We start from the raw sequence: 15,894 nt of genomic DNA on the forward strand, positions 1-15,894 counted from the left end.
ATCCTCAGGCGAACTGGCGCAGGAAGCGCACGTCGTTGTCGAAGAAGCTGCGCAGGTCGTCGACGCCATAGCGCAGCATCGCGAAGCGTTCGACGCCCAGGCCGAAGGCGAAGCCGGTGTAGCGCTCCGGATCGATGCCCACGTTGCGCAGCACACTCGGATGCACCATGCCGCAGCCGAGCACTTCCAGCCACTTGGTCGTGCCATCGGGCTGGTGCCAGGCGATGTCGACTTCGGCCGAGGGTTCGGTGAAGGGGAAGTAGCTCGGGCGGAAGCGCATTTCGAAATCGCGCTCGAAGAAGGCGCGCACGAATTCGGCGAGCGTGCCCTTGAGATCGGCGAAGCTCGCGTGTTCGTCGACGAGCAGGCCTTCGACCTGGTGGAACATCGGCGTGTGCGTCTGGTCGCTGTCGCTGCGGTACACCTTGCCGGCGGCGATCATGCGCAGCGGGGGCTTGATGTCCTTCATGTAGCGGATCTGCACGCCGCTGGTGTGCGTGCGCAGCAGTCGGCCATCACCGAAGTAGAAGGTGTCGTGCATCGCGCGCGCCGGGTGGTGCGGCGGGAAGTTCAACGCTTCGAAGTTGTGCCAGTCGTCTTCGATTTCCGGGCCGGTGGCGAGTTCGTAGCCGAGGCGGCCGAAGATGTCGGCGATGCGTTCAAGCGTGCGCGAGACCGGATGCAGGCCGCCGCGCGCGGCGTCGCGGCCGGGCAGCGTGACGTCGATGGATTCGGTGGCGAGTTTGTGTTCGAGCGCGGCTTCGTCGAGCGCGTGCTTGCGCGCGGAGAGTGCTTCGCCGATCGCGTCGCGTGCGCGATTGATCGCCTCGCCTGCGGCCTTGCGTGCGTCGGGCGGCAGCGTGCCGAGCGACTTGAGTTGGGTGGTGATGCTGCCTTGCTTGCCGAGCAGGCTCACGCGCAGCGCTTCGAGCGCATCGGGCGCGTTGGCTTCCGCGATGTCGCGGAGGGACTGCTGCAACAACGTATCGATTCCGTCCATTTCGATTCCCTGGGAACGGGCATTCCATAACGAAAAAGGGGGGAAGGACCTGCGCCCTTCCCCCCTGCGTTGCTTTCCGTCGAAAGCCGCGCAAGGAGCGCGGGCTTTCGCGGTTGTTGCATTACGCCGCGAGCGCGCTCTTCGCCTTTTCGGCCAGCGCCGCAAAACCCACCGCATCGTGCACGGCGATATCGGCCAGCACCTTGCGGTCGAGGGTGATGCCGGCCTTCAGCAGGCCGTTCATGAAGCGGCTGTAGCTCATTCCGTTGATGCGGGCCGCCGCGTTGATACGCGTGATCCACAGCGAACGGAAATTACGCTTCTTCTGCTTGCGGCCGATGTAGGCGTACTGCAGCGCCTTGGTGACCGCCTGCTTGGCGACGCGGAAGACTTTGCGGCGGGCGTGGTAGTAGCCCTTCGCTTGCTTCAGGATTTTCTTGTGACGACGGCGGGCCGTCACACCACGTTTGACTCGTGCCATTTGTCAGCCCTCCTCAGAGATACGGAAGCATGCGGTCAAGACGGCCCGCGTCTTCGGCACGAACGTGGTTCGTCTGCCGGAGATTGCGCTTCCGCTTGGTCGCCTTCTTGGTGAGGATGTGGCTCTTGTTGGCGTGGCCGCACTTGTACTTGCCGGAAGCAGTCTTCCGGAAGCGCTTGGCCGCCGCCCGATTGGTCTTGATCTTGGGCATGGGTGTAGTCCGTTTCGAAACGATGTCTGGCGTGGCGGTGGCGTGAGCCACTCTTTCCGTCCGTGCCTGCGCCGGCTTGTGTCGTGCGCCCCTGGGGGTGCCGCGACGGGATCCTTGAACAACAACCCCGGCGAACCGGGCCCGGCATTATGCAGGCCCGGCGAATGCGTTGCAATTCAAAACCTTAGTCGGGCGGCTCGCCCGTGGTGGGCGGCTTCGTCTCACGGGCCTGCGCGACTGGCGCTCGGCCGCCCAAAAACGAACGGGCCGCATTGCGCGGCCCGTCGGTCGATCGTTTACGTCTTCTTCTTCGGCGCGATCATCATCACCATCTGCCGGCCTTCCAGGCGCGGCCGCGACTCGATCACGATGTCCTCGCCCAGGTCGAGTTCGATGCGCTTGGCCATCTGCTGGCCCAGCTCCTGGTGGCTCATCTCGCGACCGCGGAAGCGGATGTTGACCTTGATCTTGTCGCCCTCTTCCAGGAAGCGGCGCATGTTGCGCAGCTTGATCTGGTAGTCGCCCTCGTCGGTCACGGGGCGGAATTTCACTTCCTTGATCTCGACCTGCTTCTGCTTCTTCTTGGCAGCCGCGGCCTTCTTCTGCGTCTCGAACTTGAACTTGCCGAAGTCCATGATGCGGCACACCGGCGGATCGGCGTTGGGCTGGATCTCGACGAGGTCGAGCCCTTCGTCTTCGGCCATTCGCAAGGCTTCGTCGCGCGTGAGCACGCCGATCATTTCGCCGTCGCTGCCGATCACGCGCACGCGCGGCACGCGGATTTCGCTGTTCTTTCGATTCTGCTTTTCAGGGGTGCTGATGTCGCAATCTCCGTGGAGTATCGAGCCGCACGCGCGAGGGGACGCACGCGGAACTGTTGTCTGACGCTACTGCTCGTCGCGCAAGCGCTGCGCGAAGTCGGCGATGGACATGGTCCCCAGGTCCTCGCCACTGCGCGTACGCACCGCGATGGCGCCATTTTCCTTCTCGCGGTCGCCGACCACGAGCAGGTATGGCACGCGCTGCAGCGTGTGCTCGCGGATCTTATAGCCGATTTTCTCGTTCCGCAAATCGGCGTCGACCCGGAAGCCTTGATTCGTAAGGGTTTTCCGAACCTCGGCCACCCAGTCGGCCTGCGCGTCGGTGATATTCATCACCACGGCCTGCACCGGGGCCAGCCAGGCGGGGAAATGCCCGGCATGGTGCTCGATCAGGATGCCGATGAAGCGCTCCATCGAGCCGACGATGGCCCGGTGCAGCATGACCGGATGGCGCTTGGCGCTGTGCTCGTCGACATACTCCGCGCCGAGGCGTCCCGGCATCATGAAGTCGACCTGCATCGTGCCCAGCTGCCAGGTGCGGCCGATGGCGTCCTTGAGGTGGTATTCGATCTTCGGGCCGTAAAACGCGCCTTCGCCCGGCAACTCCTGCCATTCCACGCCCGCGGCACGCAGCGCCGAGCGCAGGGCCTCTTCGGCCTTGTCCCAGGTGGCGTCGTCGCCCAGGCGCGGTTCCGGGCGCAGGGCGATCTTCAGCTGCACGTCCTCGAAGCCGAAGCGGGCGTAGACGTCCATCGCCTGCTTGTGGAAGGCGGTGACTTCGGCCTCGATCTGGTCTTCGGTGCAGAAGATGTGCCCGTCGTCCTGGGTGAAGCCGCGCACGCGCAGGATGCCGTGCAGCGCGCCGGAGGGCTCGTTGCGGTGGCAGGCGCCGAACTCGCCGTAGCGGATCGGCAGGTCGCGGTAGCTGTGCAGGCCGTGATTGAACACCTGCACGTGGCCGGGGCAGTTCATCGGCTTGACCGCGTAGGTGCGCTTCTCCGACTCGGTGAAGAACATGTTCGACTGGTAGTTGTCCCAGTGGCCCGAGCGCTTCCACAGCGATACGTCGAGGATCTGCGGGCAACGCACTTCCTGGTAGCCCGACTCGCGATACACCTTGCGCATGTACTGCTCGACGACCTGCCAGATCGACCAGCCCTTCGGATGCCAGAAGACCAGGCCCGGCGCTTCTTCCTGCAGGTGGAACAGGTCCTGCTGCTTGGCGATCTTGCGGTGGTCGCGCTTCTCGGCTTCCTCGAGCTGCGTCAGGTAGGCCTTGAGGTCTTTGTCGTTCAGCCACGCGGTGCCGTAGATGCGGCTGAGCATCGCGTTGTTCTGGTCGCCGCGCCAATAGGCGCCGGCCACTTTCATCAGCTTGAAGGCGCGCAGTTTTTCCGTGCCCGGCACGTGCGGGCCGCGGCACAGGTCGGTGAACTCGCCCTGCGAATACAGGGAGAGCTCCTCGCTGGCGGGGATCGATTCGATGATCTGCGCCTTGTAGTCCTCGCCGATGCCGCGGAAGAACTGCACGGCGTCGTCGCGCGATTTCACGCTGCGCGAGACCGGCTGCGCCTCTTTGACGATCTTCTGCATTTCCGCTTCGATCGCCGGCAGGTCGTCGGGCGTGAAGGGACGCTCGTAGGCGAAGTCGTAGTAGAAGCCGTTGTCGATCACCGGGCCGATGGTGACCTGCGCGCCGGGATACAGGCGCTGCACGGCCTGCGCGAGCAGGTGCGCGGTGGAGTGGCGCAGCACGTCGAGCGCGTCGGGATGCTTGTCGGTGACGATCTCCAGCGCGGCGTCGTGGTCGATGCGGTAGCTGGTGTCGACCAGCTTGCCGTCGACCTTGCCCGCCAGCGCGGCCTTCGCCAGGCCCGCGCCGATGGAGGCGGCGATCTCGCCGACGGTCACCGGATGGTCGAAGCTGCGGACGCTGCCGTCGGGCAGCGTGATCGCGACGGGGGTTTGGACTTCTGCATTCATTGCGGGGCACCAGAAATGAAAAAAGCGCCCGAGGGCGCCTGCTGTCGCTGCGACTCGGGAAGGGTCAGGACGGGTTGCGCGTAGTGCTCATGTCGCACGCTTGGCCGGCGTTTCCGCGGACCACCTTTTCTGTCTTCGTCGCCAAGGGTGCCACGCTTTTTCCAAGCGTGGTGGGCGGTACAGGGTTCGAACCTGTGACCCCTACCATGTCAAGGTAGTGCTCTACCGCTGAGCTAACCGCCCGTATCGCCCTGCCCGGCCTTGCGGCCGAACGGGGCTGCGCAGTTTAACGAAGGTGCTGCGCTGCGACAACAGGCGCGTCGTTGCGGGTGCGCTGGCGGAAGCTCGAAATCGCCGGCGCCATGAAGTCGATGCCGCGCGCGTTGTCGATGCGCCCGGCCACGCCGCAGGGGGCGCCGTCGCAGGCCCGCGGGTCCGGACCGGAGAAGCGGCCCAGCCAGATTCCCGTGCCCGGATCGGTCATGAGCGTGCCGAAGGTCGGCGTGCGCAGGTCGAAGGAGAACGCGAACGCACCGTAGGTCACGGTGCCGTCCTCGGCCGTCTGCGCCGCGAGGTCGTGCGCCGCGCCCATCGCATGACCGAGTTCGTGCGCGAGGACGTACGCACCGCATGGGGCGACGTTCGCGACGACATAGCCGTGCATGGGATCGAGGTTCGCGTCGCCCTGCTGGTTGGCGCCGTTCAACCACGATGCGCCGCAGGTGTCGTCCTTCGCGTCGGGCATCGGGCGGATGAAGGCGGCCAGGTCGGCGGCGGTGGCGTCGCGCATCGCTTCGAAGTCGATGTCGCCGTACATGCCGGAAGTGAGCACGTCGAGCGCTTCGGCATTGGTGAGCGTGGCCGGGATCGCGACTTCGCGCGCGCCGACCATGTTCAGGCGCACGCGCGTGCCGCTATCGAGGTGCACCTGGTTCGCCACGGCGATCAAATGGGCGATCTGCGTTTCCGCGGCCGCACGACTGCCGCGCAGCGTGACCAGTTCGGGCGAGTACAGCGCGAGTAGATCGATGCGCACCGGCGCGCGATCGTCCATCCGGATCGGATGCTCGGCGACGGCCTTGAAGTATTCGGCGTCGAATTGCGCGCCGGGCGGAATGCGGTAATCGGGCGTCGCCGGGCGGCCCGTCGTGCCACGCGGCACGAGATTGCGCGCCGGCGCGACGGTCACCATCCCGTCGTTTTCGGTTTCGATCTGCATCGCGTGGCCGTCGGGCATCGGCAACTGGCCGAACACCGCGTTGGGGCCGAAGGTCAGCACCATCGATTGCGAACCGGCGACGGTCGACACGCGGCCGACCAGCGACCAATGCCCGCCGCCGTGCGTTTCCTGGCGTTCGATCTTGACCGGATAGGAACTGCCGTCGGGCAGCACGACTTCGAGCGTGCCATCGCGCAGCGCGCGACGCGCCATGCCGGCGTCGAGGTGGATGCCTTGCGCGGTGTTGCCGAGGAACAGGGTGGGCACGCCGGTTTCGGCGACCGTGAATGTCGGGGACGCGGGCGCAATCTCGCGCGCGTGTTCCGCGTGCAAGCTCCACACCGCCAGACCCACACCTGCCGCGAGAACCGCGCAGGCCACCGCCCCCTTGACCATCCCCATCGAAAACCACCGCTCGGAACCGACCGCAGCGCGCATCTTAGCCGCGCCGGCAGCCGCCGAAAGGGCCATTGGTCAGGAGGGTTCGCCCGATATACGGCGCCGTGTCCGGGCGCCCCGTGTTCAGCCGATCTCCGTCCCCGTGCGGGCATTGCGCCGGATCGGCTGCGGGCGGTCCACCTCGCCCTCGATGCGCAGGACCGGCGCGGTGGGCGCCTGGTCCGTGGGTGCCTTGCGGACTTGCGGTGTTGCCGAACGTTCGTATTCGCCGAATCCCCATCCGGCGGCGGCGACGATCGACGCGATCGCCACCCATCCCCAAGCGTGCCTTGCCATGCAATCCCCAGATTTTCCCCGCGGGGATCATACGCAGCGCATCCATGCGCGCGGTTGACCAGCGGTAGCCGATTGCAGCCGATTTGCGAGGATTTGCGATCAGGTCGCGAGACTTGCGTCCTTGAGCTTGCGGATCTGGTCGCGCACGCGCGCGGCGTCTTCGAACTCGAGGTCGCGTGCATGCTTGTACATGCGGTCTTCGAGTTGCTTGAGCTTGGCGGCGATCTGCGACGCATCGAGCGCGGCGTAATCCACGCGTTCTTCCGCCACCGCGGCCACGCGGCCCTTGCCCTTCTTCTTCGTTTCGCCCGGGTCGCTGCGCGCGCCTTCGAGGATGTCGACGATGGGTTTGGAGACCGACACCGGCACGATGCCGTGTTCGGCGTTGTATTCGACCTGCTTCGCGCGGCGGCGGTCGGTTTCCTCGATCGCCAGCTTCATCGAACGCGTGATGCTGTCGGCGTAGAGGATCGCCTTGCCGCGCAGGTTGCGCGCGGCGCGGCCGATGGTCTGGATCAGCGAGCCGGCGCTGCGCAGGAAGCCTTCCTTGTCGGCGTCGAGGATCGCGACGAGCGAGACCTCGGGCATGTCCAGGCCTTCGCGCAGCAGGTTGATGCCGACCAGCACGTCGAACTTGCCCAGGCGCAGGTCGCGGATGATTTCCACGCGCTCCACCGTGTCGACGTCCGAATGCAGGTAACGCACGCGGCAGCCATGTTCGCCGAGGTATTCGGTGAGGTTTTCCGCCATGCGCTTGGTCAGCGTGGTGACCAGCACGCGGTCGCCCATCGCCACGCGCAGGTTGACCTCGCCGAGCAGGTCGTCGACCTGCGTGGCGACGGGGCGGATTTCGACCTCGGGATCGATCAGGCCGGTCGGGCGCACCACGAGTTCGACGACTTCGCCGGCGGACTCGCGCAATTCATACGGACCTGGCGTCGCCGAGACATAGATACTGCGCGGCGAACGCAATTCCCATTCCTCGAACTTCAGCGGCCGGTTGTCCATCGCCGAGGGCATGCGGAAACCGAACTCCACCAGCGTTTCCTTGCGCGAACGGTCGCCCTTGTACATCGCGCCGATCTGCGGAACGGTGACGTGCGATTCGTCGACGACCAGCAGCGCGTCGGGCGGCAGATAGTCGTACAGGCAAGGCGGCGGCTCGCCCGGCATGCGGCCGGTGAGATGGCGCGAGTAGTTTTCGATGCCGTTGCAGTAGCCGACTTCGGCGAGCATTTCCAGGTCGTAAGTGGTGCGCTGCTGCAGGCGCTGCGCTTCGACCAGCTTGTTCTGCGAATACAGGTATTCCAGGCGATCGCGCAGTTCGGCCTTGATCAGGTCGACGGCCTGCAACACGGTGCGACGCGTGGTGACGTAATGCGACTTCGGATAGATCGTGTAGCGCGGCACCTTGCGCAGCACTTCGCCGGTGAGCGGGTCGAAGATCGACAGCGTTTCGATCTCGCCGTCGAACAACTCGATGCGCAGGGCCTCCATGTCGCTTTCGGCCGGGTGCACGTCGATGGTTTCGCCGCGCACGCGGTAGTGGCCGCGCTGGAGTTCGAACTCGTTGCGCGTGTACTGCATTTCGGTGAGGCGGCGGATCAGCTCGCGCTGCTCGATGCGCTCGCCGCGCACCATGTGCAGCACCATGTTGAAGTATTCGTTCGGGTCGCCCAGGCCGTAGATGGCCGAGACCGTGCAGACGATGATCGCGTCGCGCCGTTCCAGCAGCGCCTTTGTCGCCGACAGGCGCATCTGCTCGATGTGCTCGTTGATCGAGCTGTCCTTCTCGATGTAGGTGTCGGACGAGGGGACGTAGGCTTCGGGCTGGTAGTAGTCGTAGTAGCTGACGAAGTATTCGACCGCGTTGTGCGGGAAGAAGGCCTTGAACTCGCCGTACAGTTGCGCGGCGAGCGTCTTGTTCGGCGCCATGACCAGCGTGGGTTTCTGCACGCGGTTGATCACGTTCGCGATCGTGTAGGTCTTGCCCGAGCCGGTGACGCCGAGCAGCGTCTGGCGCGCGAGGCCCGATTCGAAATTGGAGACGATCTTCTCGATCGCCAGCGGCTGGTCGCCGGCGGGCGAATACGGGGAGACAAGCTGGAAGGGCGTGGCGTTGGACGACTCTGGGCGCATCGGGTCTTCGACAGAGGGGTGCAGCGGGGAATTGGCGAGTGTAGCGCCGGGCGGATGAAGCCTGAGCCGTTGGCGCGGGCTTCCCTGATGCCAGGGCGCGAGCCTCCCCGACGGCGGTCGCAATGCATGCGACGCAGCATCGGAAGGCCTGGTTGCGAGGCTTCGATATGCGTCCCCTGCCCTTTGATTTCAACGGCTTCGGCCGCCGTTGCGCGCGCGGCGCCACCTTGCTGGAGGTGTCGATCGTCGTGGCGGCTGTTGCGACGCTCGCCGCGCTCGCGGTCCCGCGTTTGGGCGCCGCGCGCGAGGCGGCACGCAGCAGCGCCGCGCAACAATCCCTGCTCGCCTCGCTGATGGCGGCCCCGACGCATGCGGCGTCGAACGGCGTGGAAGTGGTCGTCTGCCCGGGCGCGCCGAGCGGATGCGCGGGAACGCATGACTGGAGCGCCGGTTGGATCGTCTTCGCCGACTTGGATGGCGACCGCTTGCGCGACCCCGCCCGCGAAGCGCTGTTGCACCGTGCGGGCCCGCCCGGCGGTCGCACGCACCTGCGCACGACGGTCGGCCGCACGCGGCTGGTCTTCCAACCCGATGGCAGCGCCGCGGGCTCGAATGTCACCTTCACCCTGTGCGACGGCCGCGGRCCGCGGCGCGCGGTGTCGCTCGTGATGAACAACACCGGCGCGTTGCGCGCAGCACCTGCGTCGCCCGCGCAGGCGAATGCTTGCATCGCGCCGATGTAAGCGTCGGAGCGGCACGCGCGCAAGAAAAAAGGCCTGCATCGCTGCAGGCCTTTCGTCAATCGAATCTGGCGCCCGAAGTTGGACTCGAACCAACGACCCCCTGATTAACAGTCAAGTGCTCTAACCGGCTGAGCTATTCGGGCGGGGGCGCATATTCTGGCCGGCCGTGCGGGGCGGCGTCAATCCGCGCGACGCCGCTTTCGCCGATTTCGAACGTTTGCGTGTCTTCCACCACGATTTCATCGCCTTGCAGGTCGGTCGCGCCGGGCACCCGTGCGCTGCTGGCAGCGCCGGAATTGGAGGTGCGAGCGGCCGCGACGGCTTCGGATACGCCCGGCGCGACGCCGGATACGCGCCCGCCGGGTGTGGGAACGGGTGCGCCGGGATCGCGCGAATCGACGGTGAGGATCGCAGGATCGCGCGCGGACCATTGCGCGAGGTCGGTGAGGTCCAGGCTGAAGAACGGGAGGAACGGCAGGACGCAATCGGCGAGGATCGCGGCTCCCGGCGGGCACGCGCCTTGCGCCCGGCGCGCATCGATGGCGGCGTCGAGCGTCGCGCGCGCCTGCGGCTCCAGGTGGTCGACGTAAAGCATGCGGGCGTGCAGGTAGCGGCGATCGGTCGGTGACGCCGCGGGGAGTGCGATGCGGTCGGGTTGATCGAGGCCGCGGGCGGGGTCGCCGTGCAGCGCGTCCGCGTTCTCCGGCGTGCCTTCGGCGTATTGCGCGAGGTAGTCGCGCAGGAACGTCGTGTAGCGATCCCCCGCCCCGGGATCCGGTTTGCGCGATGTGGCCGGGACACCATCGACGCTGCGGGTCTGCAGCAACCCGAAGTGGCGCCCGCGAAGATCCGCAGCCGTGCGCCACCAGCCGTCGATGCGCACCACGCGGCAACTGTCGACGTAGTCGCCCGAGGCGGTGTCGTCGACGACGACGAGCGCGCCTGCTTCGTCGAGTGCGTATTTACGATAAGCGGGGTCCGTGCTTGCGGCGTCGAATTTCGGATGCAGCGAAGGCCCGGGCGCATCGTGCCGGTCGCGGCAACATTCGCGGCAACGCGGGCTTTGGGGGACATCGGGATTCGGACCGGCGAGGTAGCGTTCGCCGGGCGCTTGCGCGTTGTCATCCGGCGCGTAGATGGCGTAGCGCGTGCCCGTCCAGATTGCGGGCCAGCGTGCGGTGCGATGCGACGGACCCAGTCGCTCGCCGCCTGCGCCGTATCGACAGGCGCATTTGACGATCTGGGTTTCGATGCGGTTTTCGAGTCGCGCGCCGGTCCCCTCGTCGGTGTAGGTGAGCACGTCGAATCGGGTGCTACCCAGCGGATCGATCGACGGTGGCGTGGTGGCGGTCATACGACCGTCACCGATGGGAATCGGAAGCGTGTCGAGGAGCGATGCGTCGGCCCCGCGGTGCACGCGTGGATGCAGGGGCGCGGGTGCAGCGGCATGGAGGCGATTGGGCTCCAGCGCCAGGTCGCCCAGCACTGTGCGCAATTCCACGGTTCGCGTTTCGCCGGTGGGTGCTGTCCATTCCGCAGCGACGCGGGCCGACTTCAATGCGCCGCCTGCCGACGGTTCGATCGTGCGATGCAGGAGCAGCCCGCGGAGGCCGCTGTCGCACGCAGCGTGTTCGACTTCGTTGGCGGGCGTGGCACAGGCGACGTGGCGCGCGTCGATCGGCCCCTCCAGCGATGCGATGTCGGCGAACGGGGTGGCACGCAAGGCGTCAAGTTCGCTCGACACCAGCGCAAGGATGCGCGCGCGGCCTTTCGCCTCGGCTGCATTTCGGGCCAGCGCACCCTGCAGCGCCGCAAGCGCGAGCAGGCCGGTGGCGAGCAATGCGACGGCGACGAGGACTTCGAGCAGGGAGAATCCGGTGTTCGTTCGTCTCATCGGTGCCCCCTCAGTACGACACGCCATCGCTCCACGCACCCGGGATCGGCGCGTGGGCGGCGGGCACGGTGTCGCGGAGCTTCGCGATGACATCCGGTGCGGACACGATCGCGCTGTCGCCGCTCGCGTGTTCGACGCTGCCCTGGACGACCACGGCCCCGTAGATCGTGGCGCCGGCATGCAGGCGCAACGTTGCGCTGCCACCCGTCGCGGGATCGAGCACGTCTTCGCGAGCGCGCGCGAACACGACGCCGAACACGCGTCCTCGTACGGCCAGCGCGCCATCGACGACGAGCACGACGGGCGCGTCAGGTGTGCCGAGTTGATCGCCGGCGGCAATGTCGCAATTGGCCTGGCACCAGATCAGACCGGAGAGATGCGATGGCCAGGGCGCCTGCTGTGCCTGGTCGGGCCGCTTCAGCGCGCTGGCCGCGGCGTCGCGCGGCACGATGCGCGTGGCGTGGCGGTAGAGGAAGGCTTCGTCGGCGGGAAGTTCGATCCGCCGCATCGTCGAAGGCGCGATGAAAGAGACCATCGGCATGCGCGATTCGCAAAACCCGTCGCCATCCGCATCATTGCGCGCGGAAACGCCGAACACCTGCGCGAACAGGTCGCACGGAAACGCGTCCGGCGCCACGTCGAGGTTCACGCCCAGGGCATTCGTGCCGTCGCTGCCGTCGACATCGAGCACGTCGATGCCCTCGGGCTCGGCGCTGTCGACAAGACCACCATCGACGGGACACCGGCAGTCATCGCAGATCGCGACGCCGCCCTCCAGCATCGACGCACCGCCATCGAAGAACTCACCCGCGTGGCAAGTGTTCGCCGCGGATTTGTGCACGTTCTTCCGACTCCACGCAGAGACCGGAAGGCCGTCGCCGCCGGCGTTCGGATTGGCGACGACATGCAGCGGCGCGCGCAGGTCGATGTCGCCACTGGCCACCACCGGCGGCATTCGCACGTCCGGCGTGAACACGTCGGACCGCGCGAACGTCTGCGCCACCGTCGCGCGCGCGCCCTCGTCCGGTAGTCGGGCGACACCGACGAGGGTGTATTGCAGATCGTTGCTTGCGTCGGCCGGATCGGTCGTACAGCGCGCGGCATCGTCCCGCGCCACGCGACACAAGACGACCCCCGCCCCGTACGCGATGCGTTGGAACGCGCCCACCTGCGCGATCCGACTCTCCACAAGCGGCAGCATGCGTGCGTCGAATGCATCCACGACACCATCGCCATCGCGATCGCCGCCGGGCTCCGACCAATAAGACATCGCGGCACGCCGCGCAGCGTCCGCAATCGCTCCGCAGGGAAACGCCTGCGCCAACTCGCTACAGGGCCTCCACTGCGGGCCGTGCGCGAATCGCGCCGGCTCGGCGTGGAGCCACGCGGCGCCTTGTGCGACCGCTGCCTCCGCGAGCTCGCCGACCACCCGCGCCCGCACGACATTGCCGGACGCGCGTTGGTCGAACACGCCGACATGCAGCGTCAACAAGGTCACGACACTCGCCAGCAACAGCACCACGATGGCCGCGACCAGCGCATTCCCGCCTGAAGACCGCATGGCTCATCCGCCTCCGTTCGAACGCAGCGCGACGACATGCCGCAGCGTCGCTTCGCGGCCCGACAGGAACGCGGGCGGATCGCGCAACGTCGCGGACAAGGCTATCTCGACGCGCCGATCGTTCACCGCCGCATCGCGGACGAAGCGCAGCGCGGTGACACGCACCGCGTCGCTGCCGATGATCAGACCCGCGCCTGCGCAGTCGGCACCGGCACCACGACGCACTTCGATCTTCCCCGCATGTTCGCGGATCGCGATGTCCGCGCCGCGAAAGCACCCGGGCGCGACTTGCACCTCGGCGCCACCAGTGCGTCCCCGCCGCACCTCCGCCGCGACGAACGACATCGTCGTCCGCAGTTCCTGCTGCAGGCGGGTCGCAAGCACCGTCTCGCTTCCGGCGCGCAACAGTTGCAGGAAGAACCCAAGTGCGGCGGCGACCACCAGCAGCCCGAGCGCGAGCGCGACGAGCAACTCCACGAGCGTGAATCCGCGCATCAACACGACCGCACTCCCGCGATCGCGCCGCCGTCGCTGCACATCGACGCGTGGCCCAAGGGCGAAACGGCGATCCGCAACGAGAACCGCCCGCTACGCGATCCGAGCCGCACCGCATCGCGCATGTCGCCGCTGCGCATCCCCGTCGCACCATCGAACGCGAACGCATCGACCGCGGAAGACAAGACCACCCCGGCGTACGTTTCCGCCGACACCACCGCGCGCTGCCCATCGACCACGCATCCATCGCCGGCAACACAGTCGCAAACATCGACACCCGCCATCGGCATCCCGACCGCCGGCAACGGCGCCTCGCGCGCACCTGCGCACCACTGCGCACCCTGCCCCGACATGCGCACCGAAACCGCGCGCGCCTGCTTCACCGACGCGAGCCTGGCCTGTGCGATGAGCGCGACCACCGCATTGGCGGCGCCACGCAAACGTGCCTTCTCGAAATACGTGGTGAAGGCGGGCACCGCCGACATCGCGAGAATCGCGAAGACCGTCGTCGCCACGATGAGTTCGACCAGCGTGAAACCGGGCGCCCGCCGGGCGCGCATGTACCGAGGCATCCGTGCCTTCTCCGTGTTGTCCATTGCGCACTGGTGTAGCACGGCGTTCCGGCGCGCGATCCAGTGCAGACCGACGAGCGGGAACGGCTGGGGGTCCCAACGGTTCCGGAACCGTGAATGCGCAGGCGTAGCATTCTTCGAGGGTTACGAAGGAGTGCGCGAATGCGTCGCCAGATCGGCTTCACATTGATCGAACTGATGGTCGTCGTCGCCGTCGTCGCGATCCTCGCGCTGATCGCGCTGCCGATGTACGGCGAACAATCGCGCAAAGGCAAACGCGCCGAAGCCGCGCAGGCCCTGGGCGACTTCCAGTTGCGCCAGGAGAGTTTCCGCGCCGACCATCCCACCTACGGCGACACGACGTCCAACTCCACCGCCACCAACGTGCTCGGCAGCGTGGCGAATGTCACGGCCTACAACACCGGCCTGAAGTACTACACGGTCGCCGTGTCCGGGAACACGGCCACCGGCTACACGCTCACCGCCACGCGCAAGGGCGAGATGACCAGCGACCCCAAGTGCGGCAACTTCACCATGACCATGGTTTCAGGCGTGGTCACCAAGGGCGTCAGTACCGGCGACGCCGACTACTGCTGGCGCAAGTAGCTCAGGTCACCACGCGGTAGCACGGCCGATATTCGCCAGCGATCTTCATGCGCCGCTGCTCCACAAACGCCCGCAGCAACGCATCCAGCGCTTCCATCATGTCGCGGTCCCCGTGGATCTCGAACGGCCCGCGCTCCTCGATCCGCCGCAACCCCTCTTCCTTGACGTTGCCCGCCACGATCCCCGAGAACGCACGCCGCAAATCCGCGGCGAGCGCATGCGGCTTCCGCCCATGGTGCAGATCCAACGCCGCCATCGCCTCGTGCGTCGGCACGAACGGCTTCTGGAACTCCAGCGGCACATGCATCGCCCAATTGAAGAAGAACGAATCCTTCTGCGCGATCCGATAATCCTTCACCTTGCGCACGCCGGTCGCCATCCGCTTGGCCACCTTCCCCGGATCCCCGATGATGATCTCGTAACGCGAACGCGCCGCATCGCCGAGCGTCAACCGCAGGAACTGATCGATCTGCTCGAAATACGGGGCCGACGCCGTCGGCCCCGTGAGAATCAAGGGGAACGGCAACTCCGCGTTCTCCTCGCGCAACAGGATGCCGAGCAAGTACAGGATTTCTTCCGCCGTCCCCACGCCGCCCGGAAACACGATGATCCCGTGCCCCATGCGGACGAACGCTTCGAGGCGCTTCTCGATGTCCGGCATGATCACCAGGTGGTTGACGATCGGGTTCGGGGATTCGGCCGCGATGATCCCCGGCTCGGTGATGCCGATGTAACGCATCGTGCGGCGACGTTGCTTGGCGTGCGCGATCGTCGCGCCCTTCATCGGCCCCTTCATCGCACCGGGGCCGCAGCCCGTGCAGATGTCCAGGCCGCGCAGCCCGAGCTCGTAGCCCACCTGCTTGGTGTACAGATATTCGTCGCGGCCGATCGAATGGCCACCCCAGCAAACGACGAGATTCGGTTCCGCCGGTTGCAGCACGCGCGCATTGCGCAGCAGGCCGAACACCGCGTCGGTGATGGCATCGCCCGTGTCGAGTTCGCGCTCGTTGAGTTCGATTGCGGTGTACGCGAGATCGCGCACGACGGCGAACAACAACTCGGCGACGCCGCGGATGATCTCGCCATCGACGAACGCGATCGCCGGCGCGTGATGCAAGTCGATGCGCACGCCACGGTCCTGCTGCAGCACCTGGATATCGAAATCCGGATACAGCTCCTGCGCCGCGCGCGGATCGTCGGTGGCGCTGCCACTGGTAAGCACGGCGAGCGCGCATCGACGCAACAGGTCGTGCATGCCGCCGGAAGAAGCGTCGCGCAAGCGCGCGACTTCGGCGCGCGAAAGGACATCGAGGCCGCCGCGCGGATAGATGCGCGCGTTGACGGTGGGAAGCAGGCTGGTCGGTTCGTCGTTCATGCCGAAAGGGTAGCGCAAAACGGGAAACGGCCGGGTTTCCCCGGCCGTTTCCTTTGTCG

At 66.7% G+C, this 15,894-nt stretch carries 15 protein-coding genes and 2 tRNA genes; 2 read left to right on the forward strand and 15 right to left on the reverse strand.

Annotation, left to right across the window (positions count from 1 at the left end):
* Positions 1–4 precede the first annotated feature (4 nt).
* The 9 genes from pheS to uvrB form a co-directional block, all read right to left on the reverse strand.
* Entirely contained in the window at positions 5–1,000 is a 996-nt protein-coding gene (gene pheS, locus AC1DOM_RS04025; protein ID WP_498960496.1) for a phenylalanine--tRNA ligase subunit alpha, read from the reverse strand.
* A gap of 121 nt (positions 1,001–1,121) precedes the next feature.
* Positions 1,122–1,481 carry a 50S ribosomal protein L20 gene (gene rplT / locus AC1DOM_RS04030; RefSeq protein WP_036169932.1) on the reverse strand — a complete coding sequence of 120 codons (360 nt, stop codon included), beginning with the start codon at positions 1,479–1,481 and terminating at the stop codon, positions 1,122–1,124.
* A 13-nt stretch (positions 1,482–1,494) separates the two neighbouring features.
* On the reverse strand, positions 1,495–1,692 hold the full coding sequence (gene rpmI, locus AC1DOM_RS04035) for a 50S ribosomal protein L35 (RefSeq protein WP_027083463.1): 198 nt from the start codon (positions 1,690–1,692) through the stop codon (positions 1,495–1,497).
* Positions 1,693–1,988: 296 nt separating this feature from the next.
* Positions 1,989–2,513, reverse strand: coding sequence for a translation initiation factor IF-3 (gene infC, locus AC1DOM_RS04040; protein ID WP_331713515.1), 525 nt, complete (start codon positions 2,511–2,513; stop codon positions 1,989–1,991).
* A 66-nt stretch (positions 2,514–2,579) separates the two neighbouring features.
* Complete coding sequence (gene thrS / locus AC1DOM_RS04045) at positions 2,580–4,496, reverse strand: threonine--tRNA ligase (protein ID WP_498960498.1); 1,917 nt, start codon at positions 4,494–4,496, stop codon at positions 2,580–2,582.
* A 168-nt stretch (positions 4,497–4,664) separates the two neighbouring features.
* Positions 4,665–4,739 (reverse strand) — tRNA-Val (locus AC1DOM_RS04050).
* A gap of 43 nt (positions 4,740–4,782) precedes the next feature.
* Complete coding sequence (locus tag AC1DOM_RS04055) at positions 4,783–6,048, reverse strand: reprolysin-like metallopeptidase (protein WP_498960500.1); 1,266 nt, start codon at positions 6,046–6,048, stop codon at positions 4,783–4,785.
* A gap of 189 nt (positions 6,049–6,237) precedes the next feature.
* Positions 6,238–6,450, reverse strand: a complete 213-nt coding sequence (locus AC1DOM_RS04060) for a hypothetical protein (protein WP_498960502.1) — start codon at positions 6,448–6,450, stop codon at positions 6,238–6,240.
* A 99-nt stretch (positions 6,451–6,549) separates the two neighbouring features.
* Complete coding sequence (gene uvrB, locus AC1DOM_RS04065; RefSeq protein ID WP_498960504.1) at positions 6,550–8,589, reverse strand: excinuclease ABC subunit UvrB; 2,040 nt, start codon at positions 8,587–8,589, stop codon at positions 6,550–6,552.
* Between the two features lie 167 nt (positions 8,590–8,756).
* Here uvrB and AC1DOM_RS04070 point away from each other — a divergent pair, with 167 nt between their 5' ends.
* On the forward strand, positions 8,757–9,332 hold the full coding sequence (locus tag AC1DOM_RS04070) for a GspH/FimT family protein (protein ID WP_498960506.1): 576 nt from the start codon (positions 8,757–8,759) through the stop codon (positions 9,330–9,332).
* 66 nt (positions 9,333–9,398) lie between these two features.
* Here AC1DOM_RS04070 and AC1DOM_RS04075 read toward each other — a convergent pair.
* The 5 genes from AC1DOM_RS04075 to AC1DOM_RS04095 all read right to left on the reverse strand — a co-directional run bounded on the left by AC1DOM_RS04075 (position 9,399) and on the right by AC1DOM_RS04095 (position 13,842).
* Positions 9,399–9,475, reverse strand: a tRNA-Asn gene (locus tag AC1DOM_RS04075).
* Positions 9,466–11,226, reverse strand: coding sequence for a prepilin-type N-terminal cleavage/methylation domain-containing protein (locus tag AC1DOM_RS04080; protein ID WP_498960508.1), 1,761 nt, complete (start codon positions 11,224–11,226; stop codon positions 9,466–9,468). Before AC1DOM_RS04080 ends, AC1DOM_RS04075 begins: the two co-directional genes overlap by 10 nt.
* A gap of 10 nt (positions 11,227–11,236) precedes the next feature.
* On the reverse strand, positions 11,237–12,787 hold the full coding sequence (locus AC1DOM_RS04085) for a hypothetical protein (RefSeq protein ID WP_498960510.1): 1,551 nt from the start codon (positions 12,785–12,787) through the stop codon (positions 11,237–11,239).
* Positions 12,788–12,790: 3 nt separating this feature from the next.
* Complete coding sequence (locus tag AC1DOM_RS04090; RefSeq protein ID WP_498961253.1) at positions 12,791–13,282, reverse strand: prepilin-type N-terminal cleavage/methylation domain-containing protein; 492 nt, start codon at positions 13,280–13,282, stop codon at positions 12,791–12,793.
* Positions 13,282–13,842 carry a pilus assembly FimT family protein gene (locus AC1DOM_RS04095; RefSeq protein ID WP_498960512.1) on the reverse strand — a complete coding sequence of 187 codons (561 nt, stop codon included), beginning with the start codon at positions 13,840–13,842 and terminating at the stop codon, positions 13,282–13,284. The genes AC1DOM_RS04090 and AC1DOM_RS04095 overlap by 1 nt, the downstream gene beginning before the upstream one ends.
* 174 nt (positions 13,843–14,016) lie before the next feature.
* On the opposite strand from AC1DOM_RS04095, the gene AC1DOM_RS04100 reads away from it, so the two are divergent.
* On the forward strand, positions 14,017–14,460 hold the full coding sequence (locus AC1DOM_RS04100) for a type IV pilin protein (protein WP_498960514.1): 444 nt from the start codon (positions 14,017–14,019) through the stop codon (positions 14,458–14,460).
* A gap of 1 nt (position 14,461) precedes the next feature.
* On the opposite strand, the gene ppnN is transcribed toward AC1DOM_RS04100, so the two are convergent.
* On the reverse strand, positions 14,462–15,835 hold the full coding sequence (gene ppnN / locus AC1DOM_RS04105) for a nucleotide 5'-monophosphate nucleosidase PpnN (protein WP_498960516.1): 1,374 nt from the start codon (positions 15,833–15,835) through the stop codon (positions 14,462–14,464).
* Between the last annotated feature and the right edge of the window lie 59 nt (positions 15,836–15,894).

Source organism: Lysobacter sp. P5_B12, from assembly GCF_056400425.1.

Excerpts from the sequence above, each read along its gene's own strand:
- pheS (WP_498960496.1), bottom strand. The coding sequence starts at position 1,000 with ATGGACGGAATCGATACGTTGTTGCAGCAGTCCCTCCGCGACATCGCG.
- rplT (WP_036169932.1), bottom strand. The coding sequence starts at position 1,481 with ATGGCACGAGTCAAACGTGGTGTGACGGCCCGCCGTCGTCACAAGAAA.
- rpmI (WP_027083463.1), bottom strand. The coding sequence starts at position 1,692 with ATGCCCAAGATCAAGACCAATCGGGCGGCGGCCAAGCGCTTCCGGAAG.
- thrS (WP_498960498.1), bottom strand. The coding sequence starts at position 4,496 with ATGAATGCAGAAGTCCAAACCCCCGTCGCGATCACGCTGCCCGACGGC.
- AC1DOM_RS04060 (WP_498960502.1), bottom strand. The coding sequence starts at position 6,450 with ATGGCAAGGCACGCTTGGGGATGGGTGGCGATCGCGTCGATCGTCGCC.
- uvrB (WP_498960504.1), bottom strand. The coding sequence starts at position 8,589 with ATGCGCCCAGAGTCGTCCAACGCCACGCCCTTCCAGCTTGTCTCCCCG.
- AC1DOM_RS04080 (WP_498960508.1), bottom strand. The coding sequence starts at position 11,226 with ATGAGACGAACGAACACCGGATTCTCCCTGCTCGAAGTCCTCGTCGCC.
- AC1DOM_RS04085 (WP_498960510.1), bottom strand. The coding sequence starts at position 12,787 with ATGCGGTCTTCAGGCGGGAATGCGCTGGTCGCGGCCATCGTGGTGCTG.
- AC1DOM_RS04090 (WP_498961253.1), bottom strand. The coding sequence starts at position 13,282 with ATGCGCGGATTCACGCTCGTGGAGTTGCTCGTCGCGCTCGCGCTCGGG.
- AC1DOM_RS04095 (WP_498960512.1), bottom strand. The coding sequence starts at position 13,842 with ATGCGCGCCCGGCGGGCGCCCGGTTTCACGCTGGTCGAACTCATCGTG.
- AC1DOM_RS04100 (WP_498960514.1), top strand. The coding sequence starts at position 14,017 with ATGCGTCGCCAGATCGGCTTCACATTGATCGAACTGATGGTCGTCGTC.
- ppnN (WP_498960516.1), bottom strand. The coding sequence starts at position 15,835 with ATGAACGACGAACCGACCAGCCTGCTTCCCACCGTCAACGCGCGCATC.